Below are 21443 nucleotides of genomic sequence, written 5' to 3'. Positions count from 1 at the left end.
TTTCCCACCCCTTCAGTTCCCTGCGTATTGGGCCGGCTATGCCGGCCTTTTTTTTGCCTGCTCGGCCGCGATGCGGCGCGGGTGACAGGCCGAACTCTGGTATCCTCGGGTAGACGATAGTGGTTGCCGACTCACTCCTTTTCCGAACGCTGGCCATGACATCTGCCGTTTCCCGCCGCTGGCGGCCGCGCTCGCTGTTGCAGCTGGTGCTGCTGGCCTTCCTGATGGTGATGCTGCCCCTTGCCGTGCTGATGTTCCAGGCCGGGCAGGCGCTGTCAGAACTTTCGCGCCTCGCCGACCAGAGCGCACGTCAGGCGGTCGAGGAGACCCGGCGTGCCCGCACGCTCGGCGCCCTGGCGCTGGAGATGGAACGTGGCGCGCGTCAGTACGCGGTGGTCGAGCAGGAGAGCCTGCTCGAGATCTATGACGAGCGCCTGGCGGAGTACCGCCGCCTGCTGGCCAAGCAGCGCGAGCTGCTGCCCGACGACCCGGACGTCGAGGCGCTGTCCGGGCAGCTCGACCGGCTCGCCGAGCTGCCGGAGCTACCGCTGGAGTCGTTCAAGCAGCGACTGACCGACTTCCTGCCCTTCGCCGAGCACACCGAGGCCATGCGTCACGCCACCAACCGGCGCATCGACGATCGCCTGGACCTGATTCGCCAGCGTGCCGAGACCGTGCAGCATCGTCTGTGGTGGCAGACCGCGGCGCTGGTGTCGGCCAGCCTGATCCTGATGCTGCTGTTCACCCGGCTGATCGTACGGCCGGTGCGCCAGCTCGAGCGGCGGATCCTGGGTATCGGCAGCACCGGCAGGAGCGCCCAGCCGTCGCCGGTGCAGGGGCCCGCCGAACTGGTCAGCCTCGACGAGCGGCTCGACTGGCTGTCGTCGCGGCTCGACGAGCTGGAGGAACAGAAGCAACAGTTCCTGCGCCACATGTCCCACGAGCTCAAGACGCCGCTGGCCAGCGTCCGCGAGGGCTCCGCGCTGCTGGCCGACGGCGTGGCCGGCGATATCACCGATCATCAGCGCGAGATCCTCGAGCTGATCGACGCCAGCGGCGGCGAGCTGCAGCAGCTGATCGAGCAGCTGCTCGACTACAACCTGCTGCAGCACAACCAGCGCCTCGAGATCGAGCGTCTGGACGTGGCCACCGTGGTCAAGGAGGTGCTGGCCAAGCATCACCTGGGCCTGCAGCAGAAGGGCATGTCGGTGCACTGCTTCGACGGCCCGCTGATCTGGCGGCTCGACCGCACGGCCACGGCTCGCCTGCTCGACAACCTGGTGTCCAACGCCGTCGCCTACGGCGAGGACGGCGGCGAGCTGGAGATTCGCGCCCGTGCCACCCACGGCTGTCTGGTCGTCGAGGTGGCCAACAGCGGCGAACCGATCCCCGAAGAAGATCGGGCGCGGCTGTTCGAGGCGTTCTATCAAGGGCGCATTCGCCGCAAGGGCGCGCTCAAGGGGTCCGGCATCGGGCTGTCGGTGGCCGCCGACTGCGCTCGCCTGCAGCACGGCAGCCTGGTGCTGGCGGAGGACGACCGCCTGGCGGTGTGTTTCCGCCTGACGCTGCCCGCGCCGGACGCCGACCATCAAGAATCGCTGACCGCTCCGGCGGTAGCCGACGCAAGGAACGACCCATGAAGATCCCACGCCCCCTGCTGCTGTGCCTGCTGTCGGCTGGCCTGACCGGCTGCCAGTGGCTGCCGGCGCAGCTGGCCGGAGAGCCCCGCGAGCCCGTGGTGGAGGAAAGTGCCGGCTGCTACGCCGAGATTCCGGATTTCGGCGAGACGACATGCCTGCTACCGGAGTGGGTGGCCTTCGGCCTCGCCTCCCAGCGGGGTGACCGTGAGTGGCGCGACGTCACGCTCACGCGGGTCTCCGGCGACTCGCACGATCAGCGCCTGGCCCGGGCGGTCGTGCTGGCCTGGGGCAACGAGCGCGAATGGGATCAAGCCTCCGAACTGTACAAGGCCGACCTCCATGCGGCCCCGCCGCGGCTGCAGCCGCTGCTGCGCTACTGGCTCAACGAGCTGGAGGGGCGGCGCGCCCTGGGGCGGCGCCTGGAAGAGAGCCGCCGGGCCCAGCGGTCGCTGGAGGACGAGAAGGCCGAGCTGGGCGAGAAGCTGGACGCGCTCACCGACATCGAGCGCAACATCAACTCGCGACAGCAGACCGAGTAAGCGGGAGACACGAACATGATGCCAAGCGGAAGCCCTCAAGCCCCGAATCAGGGGGCCAACATCCTCCTGGTGGATGACGACCCCAGCCTGCTTAAGCTGCTGGGCATGCGCCTGGAAAGCCGCGGCTATCGGGTGACCACCGCCGAGAGCGGACGCGCGGCCCTCAAGCACCTGGACGCCGGCAACCCGGACCTGGTGCTGTCCGACATGCGCATGGACGAGATGGACGGTCTGGCGCTGTTCCAGGAGATCCAGCGCCGCCTGCCGGGCCTGCCGGTGATCATCCTCACCGCCCACGGCTCGATTCCCGATGCCGTGAGCGCCACCCGTCAGGGCGTGTTCGGCTTCCTGACCAAGCCGGTGGACCGCGAGGAGCTGTTCACCACCATCGACGAGGCCCTGAGCCAGTCCAGCGCCGCCGGCGGCAACGACGGCGACGACCGCTGGCGCGAGGCGATCATCACCCGTAGCCCGGAGATGGAACGTCTCCTCGAGCAGGCGCGGATGGTGGCCACCTCCGACGTCAGCGTGCTGGTCACCGGCCCCTCCGGCTCGGGCAAGGAGCTGATGGCCGAGGCGATCCACAAGGCGAGCCCGCGCGCCGACAAGCCGTTCGTCGCCATCAACTGTGGCGCGCTGCCCGAGCAGCTGCTGGAGAGCGAGCTGTTCGGCCACGCCAAGGGCGCCTTCACCGGCGCGATCAGCGAGCACAAGGGCCTGTTCCAGGCCGCCGACGGCGGCACCCTGTTCCTCGACGAGATCGGCGACATGCCGCTGCCGCTGCAGGTCAAGCTGCTGCGCGCCCTGCAGGAGCGCCAGATCCGCCCGCTGGGCTCCACCACCTCGGTGCCGATCGACGTGCGGCTGATCTCGGCCACCCACCGCGACCTGGGCCAGGCGATGCACGACGGCGAGTTCCGCGAGGACCTCTTCTATCGCCTCAACGTGGTCAACCTCAAGCTGCCGCCGCTCAAGGAGCGCGCCGAGGACGTGCCGCTGCTGGCCAAGCATCTGGTGGCCCAGGCCGCGGAGCGCCACAAGCCGTTCGTGAAGGGCTTCTCGCGCGAGGCGCTCAACCTGCTGGCGGGCTGCGCCTGGCCGGGCAACGTGCGCCAGCTGGTCAACGTGGTCGAGCAGTGCGTGGCCCTGACCAGTGCGCCGATGATCCCCGAGGCGCTGGTCGCCCAGGCGCTGGCCGCCGAGGAGAACGCGCTGCCGACCTTCAGCGACGCCCGCGCCGGCTTCGAGCGCAGCTACCTGATCAAGGTGCTGAAGATCACCGAGGGCAACGTGACGCAGGCCGCGCGTATCGCCGGGCGCAACCGCACCGACTTCTACAAGCTGCTGGCGCGCCACGAGCTGGAGCCCTCGACCTTCAAGCCGGGCACCGCGCACAGCGAGGCGTCCTGAGGCGAGACTGTCAGGCGCGGGGAGCTGTCAGTCGGCGTCTTCGCCGGGCAGCACTTCCAGGGCCAGCCGCCCCTCGCCGAGCCGCGCCGTCAGGCGCTCCCCGGGCCGGGTATCCGTCGCATGGCGGATCACCCGGCCTTCGTCGTTCTCGAGGATGGCATAGCCGCGGCCCAGCACCGCCAGCGGGCTGACCGCCTGCAGCTCGCGGGCGACGGCGGCCAGTCGCTCGCGCTGATGGATCAGCGTGCGGGGCATGGCCTGGTGCAGGCGCTGACGGGCCAGCGTCAGGCGACGGGTCTCCTGCTCGAGGCGCCGCTCGGGCGAGCGCAGCGCCAGGCGACGCTCGAGGTCCGCCTCGTGGCGACGGGCGGTCTCCAGCCGCGCCCGGATGGCCCGCCGCAGTCGCCCCTCCAGCTGCTCCAGCTGGCGGCGCCGGAAGGCCAGCACCTCGCCGGGGTGGCGCAGCCGCGCACGCAGGTGATCGAGCCGCTGGGCCTCGGTGTCGAGCCGCGCGCGCTGGGCGCGCAGCAGTCGGCTTTCCAGGGCCTGCAGGCGCTGCAGCAGCTCGCGACGGTCGGGCACCAGCTGCTCCGCCGCGGCCGAGGGCGTGGGCGCGCGGCGGTCGGCGGCGAAATCGGACAGCGTCACATCCACCTCATGGCCTACCGCCGACATCACTGGCAGCCGGGAGTGGAAGATCGCCCGGGCCAGGTGTTCGTCGTTGAAGGCCCACAGGTCTTCCAGGCTGCCGCCGCCGCGGGTGAGCAGGATGGCATCGCGCGCCGGATCCAGCGCCGCCTGGCGGTTGAGCAGGCCCAGCGCGGCGATCATCGCCGGCGCCGCCTCACGGCCCTGAACCGGCACCGGGATCAGCGTCACCTGGGCCAGTGGCCAGCGCGCCGCCAGCACCGCCAGCACGTCGCGGATCGCCGCCCCGGTGGGCGAGGAGAGCACCAGCAGGTGGCGCGGCGGAAAGGGCAGGGCGCGGCCATTGGCGAACACCCCCTCGGCGTCGAGCTTGGCCTTGAGCTGCTCATAGGCCGCCAGCAGCTCGCCTTCGCCCGCCGCCTGCACCGCCTCGGCGATCAGCTGGTAGTCGCCCCGCGGCTCGAACAGCGACACCCGGCCGCGCACCTTGACGCGATCGCCGTCGCGCATCGGCGCGGCGACGAAGCGCGCGCGGGTGCGGAACAGCGCGCAGCGCAGCTGGGCGCGCTCGTCCTTGAGGGTGAAATAGACGTGGCCCGACGACGGCCGTGACACGCCGGACAGCTCGCCCTCCACCCAGACGTCGCCGACGTCCTGCTCCAGCGCCTGGCGGGCGCGTCGGTTGAGTTCGGTGACCGAGAGGGCGGTGTCGTCGCTGGGGGGCATGGGCATCCTGGGCGGGGGAGAGTCGGTGGCTGGAAGCCGGCGCCACGTACTGTAGCGGACCGACACCGTCGGCCGCTAGCCGGTCGAGGGGCACACGGGGAGTGTTTCATGGTAGGGGAGGGTGTCAGGACGGCCATTCCTTGCGCGCGGCTTCTCGAATGCTGTCCGTCAGTGCACACGCCGCGGCCGAAAGCGAGTCGCGCCGACGCATGATCATGCCGAGTTCGCGGCGAATGGTTGGCGAGACGAGAGGTCGCTGCTCGATGCCGTCATTGGCGATCTGCCGAAAGCTCAGAGAGGGCAGCACGCTGATGCCGAGACCGGCCGCCACCATCCGGCCGACGGTCGCGATCTGGTTGACGTCGCAGAGGATGTCCAGCGGCTCGTCGACTTCCTGCATGATGCGGTCGATGTCCTGGCGCACGCTGGACAGCCGGCTCAGGCCGATGAAGGAGTGCCCCGCCAACTGCTCCCACTTCACTTCGCCATGTCCGAGCAGGGAATGCCCCTGCGGACAGACGGCGACGTAGCGATCGATCATCAGCGTCTCGAAGGCCAGGTCCTCCGACGCCATCGGCGGTACGGAAAAACCCAGGTCGGCGCGTCCCTCGCGGACCTGCTGGCTGACCTCGTCGGCGAGGACGTCGTGCAGGCTCAGGTTGATGCGGGGATAGCGTTCACGGAAGCGGGCGATGATATCGGGCAGGAGACCTGCCGCGAGGGTGGGCAGAGAGGCCAGGGTAATCTTGCCGCGCTGCTTGGAGAACAGGTCGTTGAGGTCTTCGAATGCTTCTTCCCAGTCGCTGAGCAGGCGCAGTGCTACCGGCAGGAAAGCCTTGCCTTCTGGCGTGAGGGAGAGCTGGCGCGTGGTGCGTGTGAACAGCTGGCCCCCCACCGCCTCTTCGAGCTTGCGAATGGCGATGGACAGCGCCGGCGGAGACAGGTGAACGCGCTCGCCGGCCTCGGCCAGGCTGCGCGAGCGAGCCACGGCGATAAAGGCCTTGAGCTGCTGGATGCTGGGATTCATTTATAAAATTTAAGGAAAGTTAAAAACATTTCAATATACAAAATAGGCGGGTCGGCCGAAGCTGCCAAGCGAGGAGTATCCACGGGTGCTCGACGACAACGATAAAAGACCCGGTTGCGGGTCATGGAGCCGCCAATATGAACAAGACGCTGATCTCTTCCCTCGCCCTGGGCTTCGCCCTCTTCGGGACCGTGGCGACCGGCCATGCCGAGGAGCGCCTGCTGATCGGGTCGACCTCGAGTTCCTCGAGCCACTACAGCTACTTCGTGGCCGTCAATCAGATCATCAACAATCAGGTCCCCGACGTCAGTTCTTCGGTGGCCGAAACCGGGGCCACGGTGGACAACCTGCGTCGCATCAGCCGAGATCAGATCGATCTGGGGCTGGTGACCACCAATACCGGCTATCACGCCTATCAGGGGAGCGACGATTTCGAGGGCCACCCCGTCGACAGCCGGCTGCTGTGGGTCTACACGGTCGCCCCGCAGAACGTGGTGCTGCGCGAGGATGCCGGAGTCGACTCGATGCAGGCGCTCGAAGGCGTGAGGCTCAATCCCGGCATTACCGGCTCGGCGACGGAAAGCACCACCGAGGCGGTCATGGAGACCCTGGGCATCTCCCCCGACTATGTGCGTGGTTCCACGACCGACGTGGTCGACTCGATCAAGGACGGCCGCATTGCCGGTTACGTGAAGTCCGGCGTCGGTGAGCGCCTTGACGGCTCGAGCATGGACATCGCCACCTTCACTCCGGTCAAGGTGCTGTCGCTCAACGAGGAGCAGGCGGCAACGCTGAAGGAAAAGATGCCGGACGTGGCCGTCGTCGACATTCCCGAGGGTGCGGCAGAGGGTGTTCCCGCCTATCGCACCTGGGCCTTCGGGGTCGCGGTGCATGCCAAGCCCGGCCTCGACGAGGAAACCGCCTACCAGATCGTCAAGGCCGTGATGGAAAACCCCGAGCCGCAAGCCAACGCCTTCTCGGCGGTGGATGGGGCCGACATGGCGAAGATGACGCTCGAGGTGGGTAGCGTGCCGCTGCATCCCGGAGCGGCACGCTATTTCGAGGAACAGGGTTACGAGATTCCCGACGCCTTGCAGCCGGTTCAGTAAGGTTCGACGGGAGGAGTAACGCATGCGTGAGCATCTAACCAAGGGGCTGGCGTTGGCGGTGGGCGGCCTGATCCTGTACACCTCGGCGACGGGGCCCTTCGAAAGCCTGGTCCAGCGTGGGATCTTCCTTGCCCTGGTCCTGCTGCTGGGGCTGACCATCTATCCGCTGGCGGCTGGCACGCGCTGGCGGCCGCTGGGCCTGGCCGTGGATCTGGTCCTCGCCGTGGGAGTCGTGGCGGCCTGTAGCTATGTCGTGATGAATCATCAGCGCATTCTCGTCGAGCTGCCCTGGGCCACGCCCCGGGACATGCTGATGACGGGCGTGCTGCTGGTGGCGATCCTGGAACTGTCGCGGCGTGCCATCGGCGCCATCTTTCCCCTGCTGGTGATCGCAGGCCTGGCCTATGCCTACTTCGGGGCTCTGATTCCCGGCAGCCTGGGGCATCGCGGGTTCGACCTGGCCTTCATCACCGAGACGCTCTATCTCGGCGACAGGGGCGTGTGGGGCATGCTTGTCGGGGTGGCTGCCACCACCATCGCCGCCTTCGTGCTGTTCGGCTGCCTGCTGCTGCATACCGGTGGGGGGCAGACCTTCATGGACCTGGCGTTGCGCATCAGCGGCCGTTCACCGGGCGGAGCCGCCAAGGTCGCTACCGTGGCGTCGGGGCTGTTCGGCATGGTCAGCGGCAGCGCCGTGGCCAATGTGGCCACCACGGGCAACTTCACCATTCCGATGATGAAGCGCCTGGACTATCCACGTCCCTTCGCCGCCGGGGTCGAGGCGGTCGCCTCCACCGGCGGGCAGATCGCCCCGCCGATACTCGGTGCGGCAGCCTTCATCATGGCCGAGATCCTTGGCGAGAGTTATGTGCGCATCGCTCTGGCGGCCCTGCTGCCCGCCATCCTCTTCTATCTGGGCGTGTTCGTGACGATCCAGCTGGTGGCCAGGCGTCGTGGCCTGCGTGTGGTGCCGGACGACGAGTTGCCCGCGTGGCGCAGCATCCTGCGAGCCGAGCGCCTTGTTCCTATCCTGGCCGCCCTCGGGGGGCTCTTCTACGGCGTGCTCAGCGGTCGCTCGATCCAGACGTCGGCCTTCTTTGGCATCCTGATGACGTTCCTTTCCTTCACGCTGTTTGCCGTGCTGGCCGGAAGATCGTGGCGAGACATTCTTGCCAAGCTGCTCGCCGGCCTGGTGGATGCCGGCAAGGGCATGGTTATCATCGGCGTGCTGCTGGCCGGCGCCCAGATTCTGGTAGCGATGATCGGCATGACCGGCATCGGGGTGACTCTCGCCAGTCTGATCGTCGATCTTGGCGGCCAGTCCATGTTTCTGGTGGCGGCGATCGTCGGCGGGGTATGCCTGATTCTGGGCATGGGGATTCCCACCACGGCGGCCTATGTCCTGGTGGCCTCGGTGCTGGCGCCGGCGTTGACCGATATCGGCGTCGAGCCGCTGATCGCCCACCTGTTCGTGTTCTATTTCGCCACTCTGTCGGTGATCACGCCGCCGGTCTGCGTGGCGGTGTTCGTTGCTTCGGGTATCGCCCGGACCAACTGGTTGCCGGCGGCGGGCGAGGCCGTGCGGCTGGCGGCGGCCATCTACGTCATTCCCTTCCTGCTGTTGATCTATCCCGCGCTGGCGGGATTCGGCAACTGGCTCGACATCGTGCTGGCCGCCTCTCAAGGCGTGGCCTTCGTGCTGGCGTTTGCCGCCCTGATGTCGCGGGCGAGCATCACCGGCGTACGACTGCTGGATACCGTCGGGCTGATGTTGACCATCGCCCTGGCCTTGACGCCAGGATGGCTGACGACGCTCGCGGCCCTGGCGATCCTGGGAGGGCTCCATGGCCGTCGCCTGACGCTGTCCCGGCGAGACGCCGCCGGCGCTGGCCTGGCCTCGAACCACGTGCCGGCCAAGGAGACCCGCTCATGACCTTCCTGATAGGCAGCGGAGCCGGGTTCTCCGGTGACCGCACCGATGCGGCGATTCCCGTGGTCGCCGAATTGATCCGCCGTGGACTGCCTTCCGCGTTGGTCTTCGAGACCCTGGGCGAGCGCACCCTCGCCGCCGCGCACCGCGCCATGCGTGACGCTCCGGATGCCGGCTACGAGCCGCTGATGGACGAGCTGCTGGCGCCCGTACTGCGGGATTGTCTCGATCATGGCATCGCTATCCTGGGCAACTTCGGGGCCGCCAACCCGGCGGGGGCATGTGAGCTTGTCAGGCGTCTTGCCGCGCGGGTGGGACGACCCGCCGCGCGGATCGGTCGTGTGCACGGTGACGATATCCGCGCACGCCTCGCCGATCTGGATCTCGCTCCCTGGGAAGCCGAGACGCGCGCGCTGCCCGGTGACGAGGACCTGATCTCGGCCAACGTTTATCTGGGAGCCGCGCCGTTGGTGCAGGCCCTGGAGCTGGATGCCGAGGTGGTGGTGACGGGGCGGGTGGCCGATCCGGCCCTGTTCCTGGCGCCGCTGGTGCATCATTTCGGCTGGGCCTGGGACGACTGGGATCGCCTGGCGGCCGGCATGATGGCTGGACATCTTGGGGAATGCGGCGCCCAGGTCAGCGGCGGCTATTTCGCCGACCCCGGCGTCAAGGACGTGCCCGGCCTGGCGACGCTGGGCTATCCGATCATCGAGGTGGAATCCGACGGTCGCCTGGTGGTGACCAAGCCGCCGGGCACGGGGGGCTGCGTGACCGTGCGGACCGTGAAAGAGCAGCTGCTCTATGAGGTGCATGATCCGGTCAACTACCTGACGCCCGATGTCGTGGTGGATCTCTCTCAGGTTGGTGTGAGGCAGCTCGGGCCCGACCGTGTCGAGATCGGCGGTATCAAGGGCAAGCCGGCGCCTGAACGGCTCAAGACCACGGTGTGCTACGAAGGCGGCTGGCAGGGAGAAGCCGAAATCTCCTATGCCGGTCCCAATGCCCTGGCGAGGGCGCGTCTGGCGAGCGATGTGCTGCGCGAACGCCTGACCTTTCGTGCCCCGCCCGAGTTGCGTCAGCGCCTGGATATCATCGGCCATGCCAGTGTGTTCGATGATGACGATGGCGCGCTGCAGCGCCGGATGACGGCGGCAGCCGACGGTGACTATCGTCTGCGACTTGCCGTCGAGCACGCCGAGCGTGGGTGGGTCGAGCGAGCGACCCAGGAACTGCTGGCCCTGTATTGCGCCGGCCCGGCGGGAGGTGGCGGCGTCCGCCGTCACTTCCAGCGCCGGGTGTTTACCGCCTCCTATCTGGTCAAGCGTACCGACGTCGAGGCCTTTGCCACTCTGATCGAGGAAAGCTGCCATGCGCCCATCGCCAGCTGACGCTGCCATCGACGCCAAGACCGTTCCGCTGCATCGACTGGCCCATGCTCGGGCCGGCGACAAGGGGGACCGCCTCAACCTGGCACTGTTCGCCTACTCCCCCGAGCACTACGAGACGCTGCTCAGGCATGTAACCGAAGAGCGAGTGCTCGCCCTGTTCGCTCATCGTGGAGCCAGTCGGGTGCGGCGCTATCCCATGCCGGGCCTGGGAGGCATGAACCTGGTGATCGACGACGTGCTGCAGGGGGGCGTCAACGGCGCCCTTAACCTGGACGGGCATGGCAAGACGCTGTCCTTCCTGCTGCTGGGCATGACGGTGACGGTCGAAGACGCCGAGCCACAGCGCTAACGCGGCTCTTCCCTTTCGGCGCAGCAATGCATCAGCGTTTTCCTAGCCGCTTCAGCAGCCCCGGCAGGATCAGCACCAGCACGCTGATGCGCAGCAGGTGGTGGGTGGTGACGAAGGCCGGATCGATGCCGAGCGTCAGCGCCACCAGGCTCAGCTCCGGGGCGCCGCCCGGCATGTAGGCGAGCAGTGCGGCGGCGGGGGAAACGCCGGTCAGCAGGTGGCCGGCCCAGGCGGCCAGCACGGCGATCGCCAGCAGCACCAGCGCCTGGGCGACGGCCATCACCAGGGCGTGGCCGACCCGGGCCAGCGAGGTGCCGGCGAAGCGCACGCCCACCGAGACGCCGATCAGCACCTGGGCCAGGGCCAGCAGCGTCGGCGGCACCGCGGCGTGGGTGACGCCGGAGAGATGCAGCGCCGCCGACACCAGCGCCGGGCCGAACAGCAGCGCGTTGGGCAGGCGCAGCAGCCGCCCGAGGGCGAGCCCGCCGAGGCCCGCCGCCGTCAGCCAGGCCGCATCCGCGAGGCCGGGCAGCCACAGCCACTGCGACAGGTCCGGCGTGGCGCCGGCCAGGTCGACGTGGCCGATCGCCTGCAGCACCGGCGGAATCGCCACCAGCAGCACCAGGATGCGCACCGCGTGGGTCATGCCCACCACCCGCAGGTCGGCGTCGGAGGCCATGGCCATCACCGTGACCGTGGAGACCCCGCCCGGCACGCCGGCGTACAGCGAGGTCTCCCGCGTGTGGCCGGCCACGCGCTGCGAGAACCACACCGAGAAGGCCATCATCGCCGCCGTGGCCACCAGCATCACCGCCAGGCTCAGGCTCCACAGGCCCAGGTCGCCGGACAGCTGCGGCGTGAAGGCCGAGCCCAGCATCACCCCGATCACCACCAGCACGCCCTTGCGCCCGCGGCCCGGCGAGCGCAGCCGCACGCCTGAGAGGCTCGCCACGGTGGTGGCGATCATGGCGCCGAGCAGCCACGGCAGCGGCAGGTTCACGGCGAAGGCCAGCGCGCCGCCGGCAATGCCCAGCGCCAGGGTGGGCAGGAAACGCAGCAGCGGCAGTAGAGGAAAGGACGCGAGGGTAGGCAAGGCGAGGTGTCTCCATTCACAACGCATCGGGCCCGCTTGAGCGGGCCCGATGCGTGGGTCAGCCGGCGTGGCGGCGAGAGCGACCGGCGAGCAGCTTCGGCACCAGCCAGGGCAGTACCAGCAGCGCGGCGGCGGCGATCCACAGCCCCAGCGAGATGCCGGACTGCCACAGGATACCCGCGTCGCCACCGCTGATCGACAGCGCCCGGCGCAGGTTCTGCTCCATCAGCCCGCCCAGCACGTAGCCGAGGATCACCGGCGCCAGCGAGAAGCCGAGCTTGCGCAGCAGGTAGCCGAACACGCCGATGATCAGCATCAGGTAGATGGCGGTCAGGTCGGAGTGCAGCTGGTAGACGCCGACGAAGGCCAGAATGGCGATGGCCGGCACCAGCACCCAGCGCGGGATGGTCAGCACCCGGGCGAACACGCCGGCCAGCGGCAGGTTCAGTGCCAGCAGCACGATGTTGCCGATGTAAAGCGAGGCGATCAGGCCGCCGGCCACCTCGGGGCGCTCGGTGAACATCATCGGGCCCGGGGTGATGTTGTAGAGCATCAGAGCGCCGAGCAGCACCGCGGTGGTGCCGGAGCCGGGGATGCCCAGCGTCAGCATCGGCACGAAGGAGCCCGCCGCCGAGGCGTTGTTGGCCGCCTCCGGGGCCGCCAGGCCGCGCATGTCGCCCTTGCCGAAGGTGCCGTCCTTGTCTGAAAGGCGCTTCTCGGTGGTGTAGGACACCGCGCCCGCCACCGAGGCGCCGGTGCCCGGCAGCACGCCGATGATGAAGCCGAGCAGGCCCGAGCGGCCCATGGCGCCCTTGCAGTGCAGCACTTCCTTGAGGCTGACGAAGACCCGGCCCAGCGGCGGCATCTCGTCGTCGGCGTCGCGGCGGTGGGCGTGCTCGAGCATCAGCAGGATCTCGCTGATGGCGAACAGGCCGATGATCATCACCACGAAGTCGACGCCGTCATAGAGCTCCGGCATGCCGAAGGTGAAGCGCATCACGCCGGTGCCGCCGTCGACGCCCACGGTGGCGATCAGCACGCCCAGCACCGCGCCGATGGCGGTCTTGACCGGGTCCTTGCCCATCATCACCGCCATCGACGAGAAGGCGAAGATCATCAGCGCGAAGAATTCGGCCGGGCCGAACATCACCGCCACTTCGGCCAGCAGCGGCGCGAACAGCGTCAGGCCGATGATGGCGATGGTGGCGCCGACGAAGGAGCTCACCGCCGACAGGCCCAGCGCCGGGCCGGCCAGGCCCTGCTTGGCCAGCGGATGGCCGTCCAGGGTGGTCATCACCGCGCCGGCGTCGCCGGGCACGTTGAGCAGGATGCTGGACATGCGGCCGCCGTACTCGGCGCCGGTATAGATGCCGGCCAGCAGGATCAGCGCCGACTCGGCGGGCAGGCCGAGGGTGTAGGCCAGCGGCATCAGGATGGCGATGCCGTTGATCGGGCCGATGCCCGGCAGCGCGCCGAACAGGGTGCCCAGCAGGGCGCCGAGGAAGGCCAGCCCAAGGTTCAGGGGGCTCAGTGCGACGCCGAACCCCTCGATCAGGAAATCGAACATCTCGCAGCTCCGTTAGAGGATGTCGGCCAGCCAGGTGCCGTCGGGCAGGCCGATGCCGAGCCCCTCGGTGAACAGGAAGTCGCTGCCCGCGGCCATCAGCGCGGCGGTCACGAGGGCCTTGGGCCAGCTGGCGTCGAACAGCCGGGCCAGGGTCGCCACCACCAGGAAGGAGGCGGGAATGAAGCCCAGGCGGGTGAACAGCAGGGCGTAGACCAGCAGCAGGCCGAGCACGCCCAGCAGCCGTAGCGCCAGGGCAGGAGCCGGCCACTCGCCGTCTTCGCCGGGCTTGAACACCAGCACCAGTGCCAGGGCGGCGAGGAGGGCCGCCAGCCCCAGCGGGAAGGCTTTCGGCCCCACGGGCTCGTAGCTGAAGGGCACCTGCAGCTGAAGGGACTGGACGGCGATGAACGCCGCCAGACCGATCAGGGCCAGGCCCAGCAGTCGGTCGGCGGCGATTCTCATTTCAGACCCACTTCTTCGGCCAGTGACTGGAAGTCGGCGACCTGGTCCTTCACGTAGGCGTCGAAGTCGTCACCGAAGCGCGCCATCGGGAACAGCCCGCGCTCCTCGCGCATCTCGGCGAAGCCGGGGTTGTCGGCCAGCTCCTCGAAGCGCTCGATCCAGGCCTGGTAGGCCTCGTCGCTGACGTCCGGGCCCATGTAGTAGCCGCGCCAGATCGGCCACTCGACGTCGTAGCCCTGCTCGGCGGCGGTGGGGATGTCGGCGTAGGGGCCGCCCATGCGCTCCTCGGAGAGCGAGGCCAGCACGCGCACCTTGCCGCTCTCGAGCTGGGACTGCAGCTCGGACAGGTCGCCGGTGAACACCTGGATGTGGTCGCCCAGCAGTGCGGCCAGCGCCTCGCCGCCGCCCTCGAACGCCACGTAGCGCAGCTCGCGCGGGTCGACGTCGCCGGCCTTGGCGGTCAGCGCGGCTTTCATCCAGTCCTGGCTGCCCACGGTGCCGCCGGCGCCGAAGGCCACCGAGCTCGGGTTCTCCTTCAGGTCGGCCATCAGCTCGTCGAGGGTCTGCCAGGGGGCATCGGCATTGACCACGATGGCGCCATAGTCGACGCCCAGGGCGCCGAGCCAGCGCACTTCGCCGGCGTCGTACTGGCCGAACTTGCCCAGCGCCAGGTTGACGGCGGCGCCGGTGCTGGCCGCGACGATCAGGTTGTCGTCGTCGCTGCGCACGCCGTTGACGTGGTTGTAGGCTACCGCGCCGATGCCGCCGGGCATGTAGGTGACCAGCATCGGCTCGTCGATGAGCTCGGCGGCCAGCAGGCCGTTGGCCGCCAGGCGGCAGGTCAGGTCGTAGCCGCCGCCAGGCTTGGCGGGCGCGATGCATTCGGCTTCGTCGGCGGCCTGGGCCTGGCCGGCGAGCAGGGCGCCGCCCAGCAGGGCGATGCCGGAGGCGTGGCGGATGGCCGTGTTGATCTTCATGGCGAACTCCTGTTCTCTTGTTATGCGGCGCGAGGCGCTGCCTCGAGAGCCATCTCTGTGATGGCCCGAGCGATGCTAGGCCCGCCACCTTTCATCAACCTGTCATCCCGCCCGTTACCGTCTGAGACATTGGTCGAATGCGCCTGCTGGTCATCGAGGACGATCCGCTGATCGCCCGCTCCCTGGAACACGCCCTGGCCCCGCTGGGCAACACCATCGACGTCTTCGCCACCCGCGCCGAGGCACGGGCCGCGCTCAGTCACGATCGCTTCGATCTGATCCTGCTCGACCTCGGCCTGCCCGACGGCGACGGCCTCGAGCTGCTGGGCGAGCTGCGTGGCCGCGGCGACACCACGCCGGTGCTGATCCTCACCGCCCGCGACGCCGTCGACGACCGCGTCTCCGGCCTCGACCTGGGTGCCGACGACTACCTGGCCAAGCCGTTCTCGCTGGCCGAGCTGGAGGCCCGGGTGCGGGCGCTGCTGCGGCGCAGCCAGCAGCGCAGCGACAACCGCCTGCGCCTCGGCCGGTTGGCCTTCGATCCCGAGACCGGCAGCGCCAGCCTCGACGAGGCCCCGCTGGAGCTGCCGCGCCGCGAGCTGCTGCTGCTCGAGGGCCTGCTGCTGCACGCCGGCGGCATCACCCCGCGGGAGACCCTGGAACGGCGACTGTTCGGCTTCGACGAGGTGGGCACCAATGCGCTTGAGGTCTACGTCAGCCGGCTGCGCAAGCGGCTCAAGGACAGCGGCCTGCGCATCCGCACCTTCCGCGGGCTGGGCTACCGGCTGGAGGACGACGCCGGGTGATCGAGGTCGCGGGCTCGCTCAAGCGCCGCCTGGCGGTATGGCTGCTGGTCACCGTGACCGGGCTCGGCGCGCTGCTGATGGTCGAGGCCTGGTGGAGCAGCCGGCGCGCCGCCGAACGCGCCTTCGACAGCCAGCTCGAGGCCGCCGCCCTGACCATCGCCGAGGCCGTGCAGTGGCAGCACGGCGAGCCGGTGGTGACGATTCCCGCCGCGGCGCTGCAGATTCTCGCCACCCGCCACCAGGAGCGGGTGTTCTACGCCGTACTCGACGCCGACGGCGAGGCGGTCTCGACCAACATGGCGCTTTCCATCGCCCCCGGCTGGCGCGAGCGTGCGGCCCGCGAGCCCCGGGCGCTGACCACCGGCTTCGACGGCGCCTCCTGGCGGCTCTACGGGCGCGAATATGACTCGGCCGGCTGGGTCTCCCAGGAGCCGGTGCAGATCTGGGTCGGCCACACCCGCGAGGGGCGGATGGCGCTGGCCGACGAGCTGTTCGAGCGCGCCGTCAGCCGCTTCGTGGCCATGGTGCTGCTGGCCGGCGCGCTGATGGCCATGGCGCTGCGCGTGGCACTCGGCCCCATGCGCCGACTGCGCCGCCAGCTGCGCCTGCGCGAGGCCGACGACACCCGGCCGCTCGACGCCCGCGTGCCCGAGGAGATGCGCGAGCTGGCCCAGACCCTCGACCACCTGTTCGCCCGCCAGCGCGAGAGCCGCGAGGCGTTGCTGCGCTTCACCGCCGACGCCAGCCACCAGCTCAAGACGCCGCTGGCGGGGCTGCAGAGCACCAGCGAGCTGGCGCTGAAGAGCCCTGAGCCCGCCGACTGGCACGCCGCCCTCGGCGCGGTGCACGACGGCGCGGCGCGCACCAGCCGCCTGGCCGGCCAGCTGTTGAGCCTGGCGCGGCTGCGCCACGTGGCCGAGGCGGGGGAGGTCGCCCCGCTGGACCTGGCCGCGCTGCTGCGCGAGACGCTGCTCGACTGGGCAGGGCGCGAGGCGGCGCGCGATCACGACCTGGGGCTCGACGAGTTGCCGGCCGGCCCCTGCCGGGTGCGCGCCGAGGCCTGGGCGCTGCGCGAGCTGCTCGGCAACCTGATCGACAACGCCCTGCGCTACACGCCGCCCGGCAGCACCATCACCCTGGGGCTCGTGCGCGAGGCCGAGGCGGTCGAACTCTACGTGGAGGACGACGGCCCCGGAGTGCCGGCCGAGGCCCGCGAGCGGCTGCTGCGGCCCTTCGAGCGCGGCGGGCGCCAGGACACCGACGGCTCCGGACTGGGGCTCGCCATCGTCGACTCCATCGCCCGGCGCCTCGGCGGCCGGCTGAGCCTCGCCGACCGCGCGCCCCATGGCCTGATCGTGCGCCTGCGGCTGCCGCGCTGCGGCGACGACGAGACAGGGAGGAACGCATGAGGGCAGGACGGTGTGCCGTGAAGTGGTTCGTGGGTGGCCTGCTGGCGCTGTCGCTGGGCTTGGGAGGCGTGGCCTCGGCCCAGACCGCCACGCCGCTGGTGGTGGAGGCGGCCCTGGACCGAGAAGTGGTCACGCCGCTGCTCGACGCCTTCCGCGACGCCCATCCCGAGATCGCGCTGGACTTCCGCGACCGCTCGACGCTGGAGGTCGACGATCTGGTAGCGTCGGCCGACCCGCCGCCGGACGTGGTGATCAGCTCGGCGATGCCGTGGCAGATGGCGCGGGTCAACGAGGGCCGGGCGCGGCGGCTGGACTCCGCCGAGGTACGCGACTGGCCGGCCTGGGCCAAGTGGCGTAACGAGGTGTTCGGCTTCACCTTCGAGCCGATCGTGATGGCCTACCGGCTCGACCTCTCGCGGCGCATGCTGCCGCCGACGACCCACGCCGACCTGCACACCCTGCTGACCACCGAGCGCGAGGCGCTTTCCGGGCGGGTGACCAGCTACTCGCCGCTGGGCAGCGGCGTCGGCTATACGCTGTTCCAGCAGGATGCCCGCTACACGCCGCGCTTCTGGGACCTGGTGGCCGGCATGGGCGGCGTCGAGGCGCAGCTCGAGAACAGCACCCGCGCCATGCTCGAGGGCCTGAGCGACGGCCGCTACTGGCTCGGCTACAACCTGCTCGGCTCCTACGCCATGGTCTGGGCTCAGGACCACCCCGAGGTGATCGTCCAGGTGCCCCAGGACTACGCCCTGGTGCTGATGCGCATGGCCTTCGTGCATCGCGACGCCCCGCATCCCGCCGCCGCCGAGACCTTCGTCGACTTCCTGCTCAGCCACGCCGGACAGCGGGTGCTGGCCGGCGAGACGCCGCTGTTCAGCGTGCGGCCCGACGTGATCGGCCCCTACACCGCCCAGCGCCTGCGTGACCAGGTCGGCGAGCGGCTCTATCCGATCCCGCTCAACGCCTCGCTGCTGGCCTTCGTCGATCCCCAGCGCCGCGACGCCTTCCTGGCCCGCTGGCGGCGCGAGTTCACCCCCGATGACTGAAGCGTTTGCGACGTCGACTGGATTGCTGTAGGGCGGCCCCGGGCGTTATAATGGTTGATTAACTTCACCTCCCTCCTTCCCACCAGCGCACTGGGTGTTGCCGACTATGCTACGTATGGCCCAAGAAGCTCTTACGTTCGATGACGTATTACTCGTTCCCGGCTATTCGGAGGTCCTGCCCAAGGACGTCAGCCTCCGGACACGCCTGACCCGCGACCTATACCTCAACATCCCGCTCCTCTCCGCCGCCATGGACACCGTGACCGAGGCCCGCCTGGCCATCGCGATGGCGCAGGAAGGAGGCATCGGCATCATCCACAAGAGCATGACCATCGCCCAGCAGGCCGCCGAGGTGCGCAAGGTCAAGAAGCACGAGAGCGTGATCGTGAAGGACCCGGTCACCGTCGGCGCCAAGGCCAAGCTGGCCGACCTGCTGGCCATGGCCCGCGAGCACGGCTTCTCCGGCTTCCCGGTGGTGGAAGGCGAGACCCTGGTGGGCATCGTCACCGAGCGTGACATGCGCTTCCAGCCGAACCACGGCGACAGCGTGGCCGACATCATGACCCCGCGCGAGAAGCTGGTCACCGTGGCCGAGGGCACCGGCCTCGACGTCATCAAGGGCAAGATGCAGGAGCACCGCGTCGAGAAGATGCTGGTGGTGGACGACGAGTTCCGCCTGCGCGGCCTGGTCACCTTCCAGGACATCGAGAAGGCCCGCACCTTCCCGCACGCCGCCAAGGACGAGGACGGCCGCCTGCTGGTCGGCGCCGCCGTGGGCACCGGCCCCGAGACCCCTGATCGCATCGCCGCCCTGGCCGACGCCGGCGTCGACGCCATCATCGTCGACACCGCCCATGGCCACTCCCGTGGCGTGATCGAGCGCGTGGCCTGGGTCAAGGAGCACTTCCCGCAGATCCAGGTGATCGGCGGCAATATCGCCACCGCCGAGGCCGCCAAGGCGCTGGCCGAAGCCGGCGCCGACGGCGTCAAGGTCGGCATCGGCCCCGGCTCCATCTGCACCACCCGCGTCGTCGCCGGCGTCGGCGTGCCGCAGATCACCGCCGTCTCCAACGTCGCCGCGGCGCTCAAGCCCTACGACATCCCGCTGATCGCCGACGGCGGCGTGCGCTTCTCCGGCGACCTGGCCAAGGCCATCGCGGCCGGCGCCAGCGCGGTGATGGTCGGCGGCCTGCTGGCCGGCACCGAGGAAGCTCCGGGCGAGGTCGAGCTCTACCAGGGCCGGACCTACAAGGCCTACCGCGGCATGGGCTCCATGGGCGCCATGTCCCAGACCCAGGGCTCCAGCGACCGCTACTTCCAGGACAAGGAAGCCGGCGTCGAGAAGCTGGTGCCGGAAGGCATCGAAGGCCGCGTGCCCTACAAGGGCGTGATGGGCGCCATCGTCCACCAGATGATGGGCGGCCTGCGCGCCTCCATGGGCTACACCGGCTGCGCCAGCATCGAGGAGATGCGCACCAAGCCGGAGTTCGTGAAGATCACCGGCGCCGGCTTCAACGAGTCCCACGTCCACGACGTGCAGATCACCAAGGAAGCCCCGAACTATCGTGCCGGCTGATGCCAGCCTGACGCCGTAGAACGATGAGCTGGAAGCGCGCCGCCGGGCGGCTTCCAGCTTTTCGCTTCCGGCCCGCGAAATTCGCTCCCCGTTTTGCCCGCCTCGTATAGGAATGGCCAGATGACCGACATTCACGCCCACAAGATCCTGATCCTCGACTTCGGCTCCCAGTACACCCAGCTGATCGCCCGCCGGGTCCGCGAGATCGGGGTCTACTCCGAGATCCGCGCCTTCGACATCACCGAGGAAGAGATCCGCGAGTACGCCCCCAACGGCATCATCCTCGCCGGCGGCCCGGAATCCGTTACCGAGCTGGACTCGCCGCGCGCCCCGCAGTGCGTGTTCGAGATGGGCCTGCCGGTGCTCGGCATCTGCTACGGCATGCAGACCATGGCCGAGCAGCTCGGCGGCGCCGTGGAAGGCTCCCACAAGCGCGAGTTCGGCTACGCCCAGGTGCGCCTCGACGTGGAGACCGCGCTGTTCAAGGACATCTCCGACCACATCGACTCCGAGACCGGCAAGAGCCTGCTCGACGTGTGGATGAGCCACGGTGACAAGGTCGCCCAGGTGCCGGCCGAATTCAGCGTGACCGCCTCCACCCCGAGCTGCCCGATCGCCGCCATGGCCTGGGAAGAGAAGCGCTTCTTCGGCGTGCAGTTCCACCCCGAGGTGACCCACACCCTGCAGGGCCAGCGCATCCTCGAGCACTTCGTGCTGGATATCTGCCAGAGCGAGCGCAACTGGACCCCGGCCCAGATCATCGAGGACCAGATCGCCCGCGTGCGCGAGCAGGTCGGCGACCGCCACGTGCTGCTCGGTCTCTCCGGCGGCGTCGACTCCTCCGTGGTCGCGGCGCTGCTGCACAAGGCCATCGGCGACCAGCTCACCTGCGTGTTCGTCGACAACGGCCTGCTGCGCAAGGACGAAGGCAACCAGGTGATGGAGACCTTCTCCCAGCACATGGGCGTGCGCGTCATCCGCTCCGACGCCGAAGACCTGTTCCTCGGCAAGCTCGAGGGCGTGGCGGACCCGGAAGAGAAGCGCAAGATCATCGGCAACACCTTCATCGATGTGTTCGACGAGCAGGCCGCGAAGATCGAAGGCGTGGACTTCCTCGCCCAGGGCACCATCTACCCGGACGTGATCGAGTCCGCCGCCAGCAAGACCGGCAAGGCCCACGTCATCAAGTCGCACCACAACGTCGGCGGCCTGCCCGAGACCATGAAGCTCAAGCTGGTCGAACCGCTGCGCGAGCTGTTCAAGGACGAGGTGCGCAAGCTCGGCGTCGAGCTCGGCCTGCCCTACGACATGGTCTACCGCCACCCCTTCCCGGGGCCGGGCCTGGGCGTGCGCATCCTCGGCGAGGTGAAGAAGGAATACGCCGACATCCTGCGCGAGGCCGACGCCATCTTCATCGAGGAGCTGCACAACGCCGGCTGGTACCACAAGACCAGCCAGGCCTTCGCCGTCTTCCTGCCGGTCAAGTCGGTGGGCGTGGTCGGCGACGGCCGCCGCTACGAGTGGGTCATCGCCCTGCGCGCCGTGGAGACCATCGACTTCATGACCGCCCGCTGGGCGCACCTGCCCTACGAGCTGCTGGAGAAGGTCTCCAACCGCATCATCAACGAGCTTTCCGGTGTCTCCCGCGTCACCTACGACGTGAGCAGCAAGCCGCCCGCCACCATCGAGTGGGAGTGATCGGAAGAGTATCTATCAATTTTCTTCTCTACCAAGCCTG

General features: G+C 69.2%; 18 protein-coding genes. 12 read left to right on the top strand and 6 right to left on the bottom strand.

Going from position 1 to position 21443, the window contains the following annotated elements; all coding sequences use genetic code 11:
• Positions 1-155: 155 nt before the first annotated feature.
• The 3 genes from QWG60_RS13960 to glrR are packed head-to-tail and all read left to right on the top strand — an operon-like array spanning position 156 to position 3589.
• Positions 156-1640: an ATP-binding protein gene (locus tag QWG60_RS13960; RefSeq protein ID WP_146908566.1), complete on the top strand. Its 1485-nt coding sequence runs from the start codon at positions 156-158 to the stop codon at positions 1638-1640.
• Positions 1637-2179, top strand: coding sequence for a hypothetical protein (locus tag QWG60_RS13955; RefSeq protein WP_046078293.1), 543 nt, complete (start codon positions 1637-1639; stop codon positions 2177-2179). Before QWG60_RS13960 ends, QWG60_RS13955 begins: the two co-directional genes overlap by 4 nt.
• Before the next feature lie 15 nt (positions 2180-2194).
• Entirely contained in the window at positions 2195-3589 is a 1395-nt protein-coding gene (gene glrR, locus QWG60_RS13950; RefSeq protein WP_046078292.1) for a two-component system response regulator GlrR, read from the top strand.
• Positions 3590-3616: 27 nt separating this feature from the next.
• On the opposite strand, the gene xseA is transcribed toward glrR, so the two are convergent.
• Positions 3617-4963: an exodeoxyribonuclease VII large subunit gene (gene xseA, locus QWG60_RS13945; RefSeq protein ID WP_146908564.1), complete on the bottom strand. Its 1347-nt coding sequence runs from the start codon at positions 4961-4963 to the stop codon at positions 3617-3619.
• A 124-nt stretch (positions 4964-5087) separates the two neighbouring features.
• Positions 5088-5990 (bottom strand): LysR family transcriptional regulator, encoded by a 903-nt coding sequence (locus tag QWG60_RS13940; protein WP_146908561.1) that lies wholly within the window; start codon positions 5988-5990, stop codon positions 5088-5090.
• 137 nt (positions 5991-6127) lie between these two features.
• Here QWG60_RS13940 and QWG60_RS13935 point away from each other — a divergent pair, with 137 nt between their 5' ends.
• Genes QWG60_RS13935 through QWG60_RS13920 form a run of 4 tightly spaced genes read left to right on the top strand, consistent with a single transcriptional unit; the run spans position 6128 to position 10766 of the window.
• Positions 6128-7099 carry a TAXI family TRAP transporter solute-binding subunit gene (locus QWG60_RS13935; RefSeq protein ID WP_146908559.1) on the top strand — a complete coding sequence of 324 codons (972 nt, stop codon included), beginning with the start codon at positions 6128-6130 and terminating at the stop codon, positions 7097-7099.
• Between the two features lie 22 nt (positions 7100-7121).
• Positions 7122-9032 carry a TRAP transporter permease gene (locus tag QWG60_RS13930; RefSeq protein WP_146908556.1) on the top strand — a complete coding sequence of 637 codons (1911 nt, stop codon included), beginning with the start codon at positions 7122-7124 and terminating at the stop codon, positions 9030-9032.
• Positions 9029-10417, top strand: coding sequence for an acyclic terpene utilization AtuA family protein (locus QWG60_RS13925; protein ID WP_146908554.1), 1389 nt, complete (start codon positions 9029-9031; stop codon positions 10415-10417). Before QWG60_RS13930 ends, QWG60_RS13925 begins: the two co-directional genes overlap by 4 nt.
• Positions 10398-10766 carry an AtuA-related protein gene (locus QWG60_RS13920; protein ID WP_146908552.1) on the top strand — a complete coding sequence of 123 codons (369 nt, stop codon included), beginning with the start codon at positions 10398-10400 and terminating at the stop codon, positions 10764-10766. Before QWG60_RS13925 ends, QWG60_RS13920 begins: the two co-directional genes overlap by 20 nt.
• Before the next feature lie 31 nt (positions 10767-10797).
• Here the strand turns inward: QWG60_RS13920 and QWG60_RS13915 are convergent, their stop codons facing one another.
• The 4 genes from QWG60_RS13915 to QWG60_RS13900 are packed head-to-tail and all read right to left on the bottom strand — an operon-like array spanning position 10798 to position 14865.
• Positions 10798-11859, bottom strand: coding sequence for an AbrB family transcriptional regulator (locus tag QWG60_RS13915; protein WP_186810063.1), 1062 nt, complete (start codon positions 11857-11859; stop codon positions 10798-10800).
• A 58-nt stretch (positions 11860-11917) separates the two neighbouring features.
• Positions 11918-13426 (bottom strand): tripartite tricarboxylate transporter permease, encoded by a 1509-nt coding sequence (locus QWG60_RS13910; RefSeq protein WP_046078290.1) that lies wholly within the window; start codon positions 13424-13426, stop codon positions 11918-11920.
• Positions 13427-13438: 12 nt separating this feature from the next.
• Positions 13439-13888, bottom strand: a complete 450-nt coding sequence (locus tag QWG60_RS13905) for a tripartite tricarboxylate transporter TctB family protein (RefSeq protein WP_046078289.1) — start codon at positions 13886-13888, stop codon at positions 13439-13441.
• Positions 13885-14865, bottom strand: a complete 981-nt coding sequence (locus QWG60_RS13900; protein ID WP_107181161.1) for a Bug family tripartite tricarboxylate transporter substrate binding protein — start codon at positions 14863-14865, stop codon at positions 13885-13887. Before QWG60_RS13900 ends, QWG60_RS13905 begins: the two co-directional genes overlap by 4 nt.
• A 137-nt stretch (positions 14866-15002) precedes the next feature.
• Between QWG60_RS13900 and QWG60_RS13895 the strand changes: the two genes are divergently transcribed.
• The 5 genes from QWG60_RS13895 (at position 15003) to guaA (ending at position 21403) form a co-directional block, all read left to right on the top strand.
• Positions 15003-15671, top strand: coding sequence for a response regulator (locus QWG60_RS13895; RefSeq protein WP_146908548.1), 669 nt, complete (start codon positions 15003-15005; stop codon positions 15669-15671).
• Positions 15668-17080 (top strand): sensor histidine kinase, encoded by a 1413-nt coding sequence (locus tag QWG60_RS13890; RefSeq protein WP_146908546.1) that lies wholly within the window; start codon positions 15668-15670, stop codon positions 17078-17080. The genes QWG60_RS13895 and QWG60_RS13890 overlap by 4 nt, the downstream gene beginning before the upstream one ends.
• Positions 17077-18129, top strand: a complete 1053-nt coding sequence (locus QWG60_RS13885) for an ABC transporter substrate-binding protein (RefSeq protein WP_146908544.1) — start codon at positions 17077-17079, stop codon at positions 18127-18129. The genes QWG60_RS13890 and QWG60_RS13885 overlap by 4 nt, the downstream gene beginning before the upstream one ends.
• 106 nt (positions 18130-18235) lie before the next feature.
• The gene (gene guaB, locus QWG60_RS13880; RefSeq protein WP_146908542.1) at positions 18236-19705 is read left to right on the top strand and encodes an IMP dehydrogenase; all 1470 of its coding nucleotides are present in this window, start codon (positions 18236-18238) and stop codon (positions 19703-19705) included.
• Positions 19706-19825: 120 nt separating this feature from the next.
• Positions 19826-21403, top strand: coding sequence for a glutamine-hydrolyzing GMP synthase (gene guaA, locus QWG60_RS13875; protein WP_146908540.1), 1578 nt, complete (start codon positions 19826-19828; stop codon positions 21401-21403).
• Positions 21404-21443: the final 40 nt, after the last annotated feature.

The organism is Halomonas halophila (genome assembly GCF_030406665.1).
Taxonomy (GTDB): domain Bacteria; phylum Pseudomonadota; class Gammaproteobacteria; order Pseudomonadales; family Halomonadaceae; genus Halomonas; species Halomonas halophila.
This window is presented reverse-complemented; position numbering and strand designations above follow the sequence as displayed.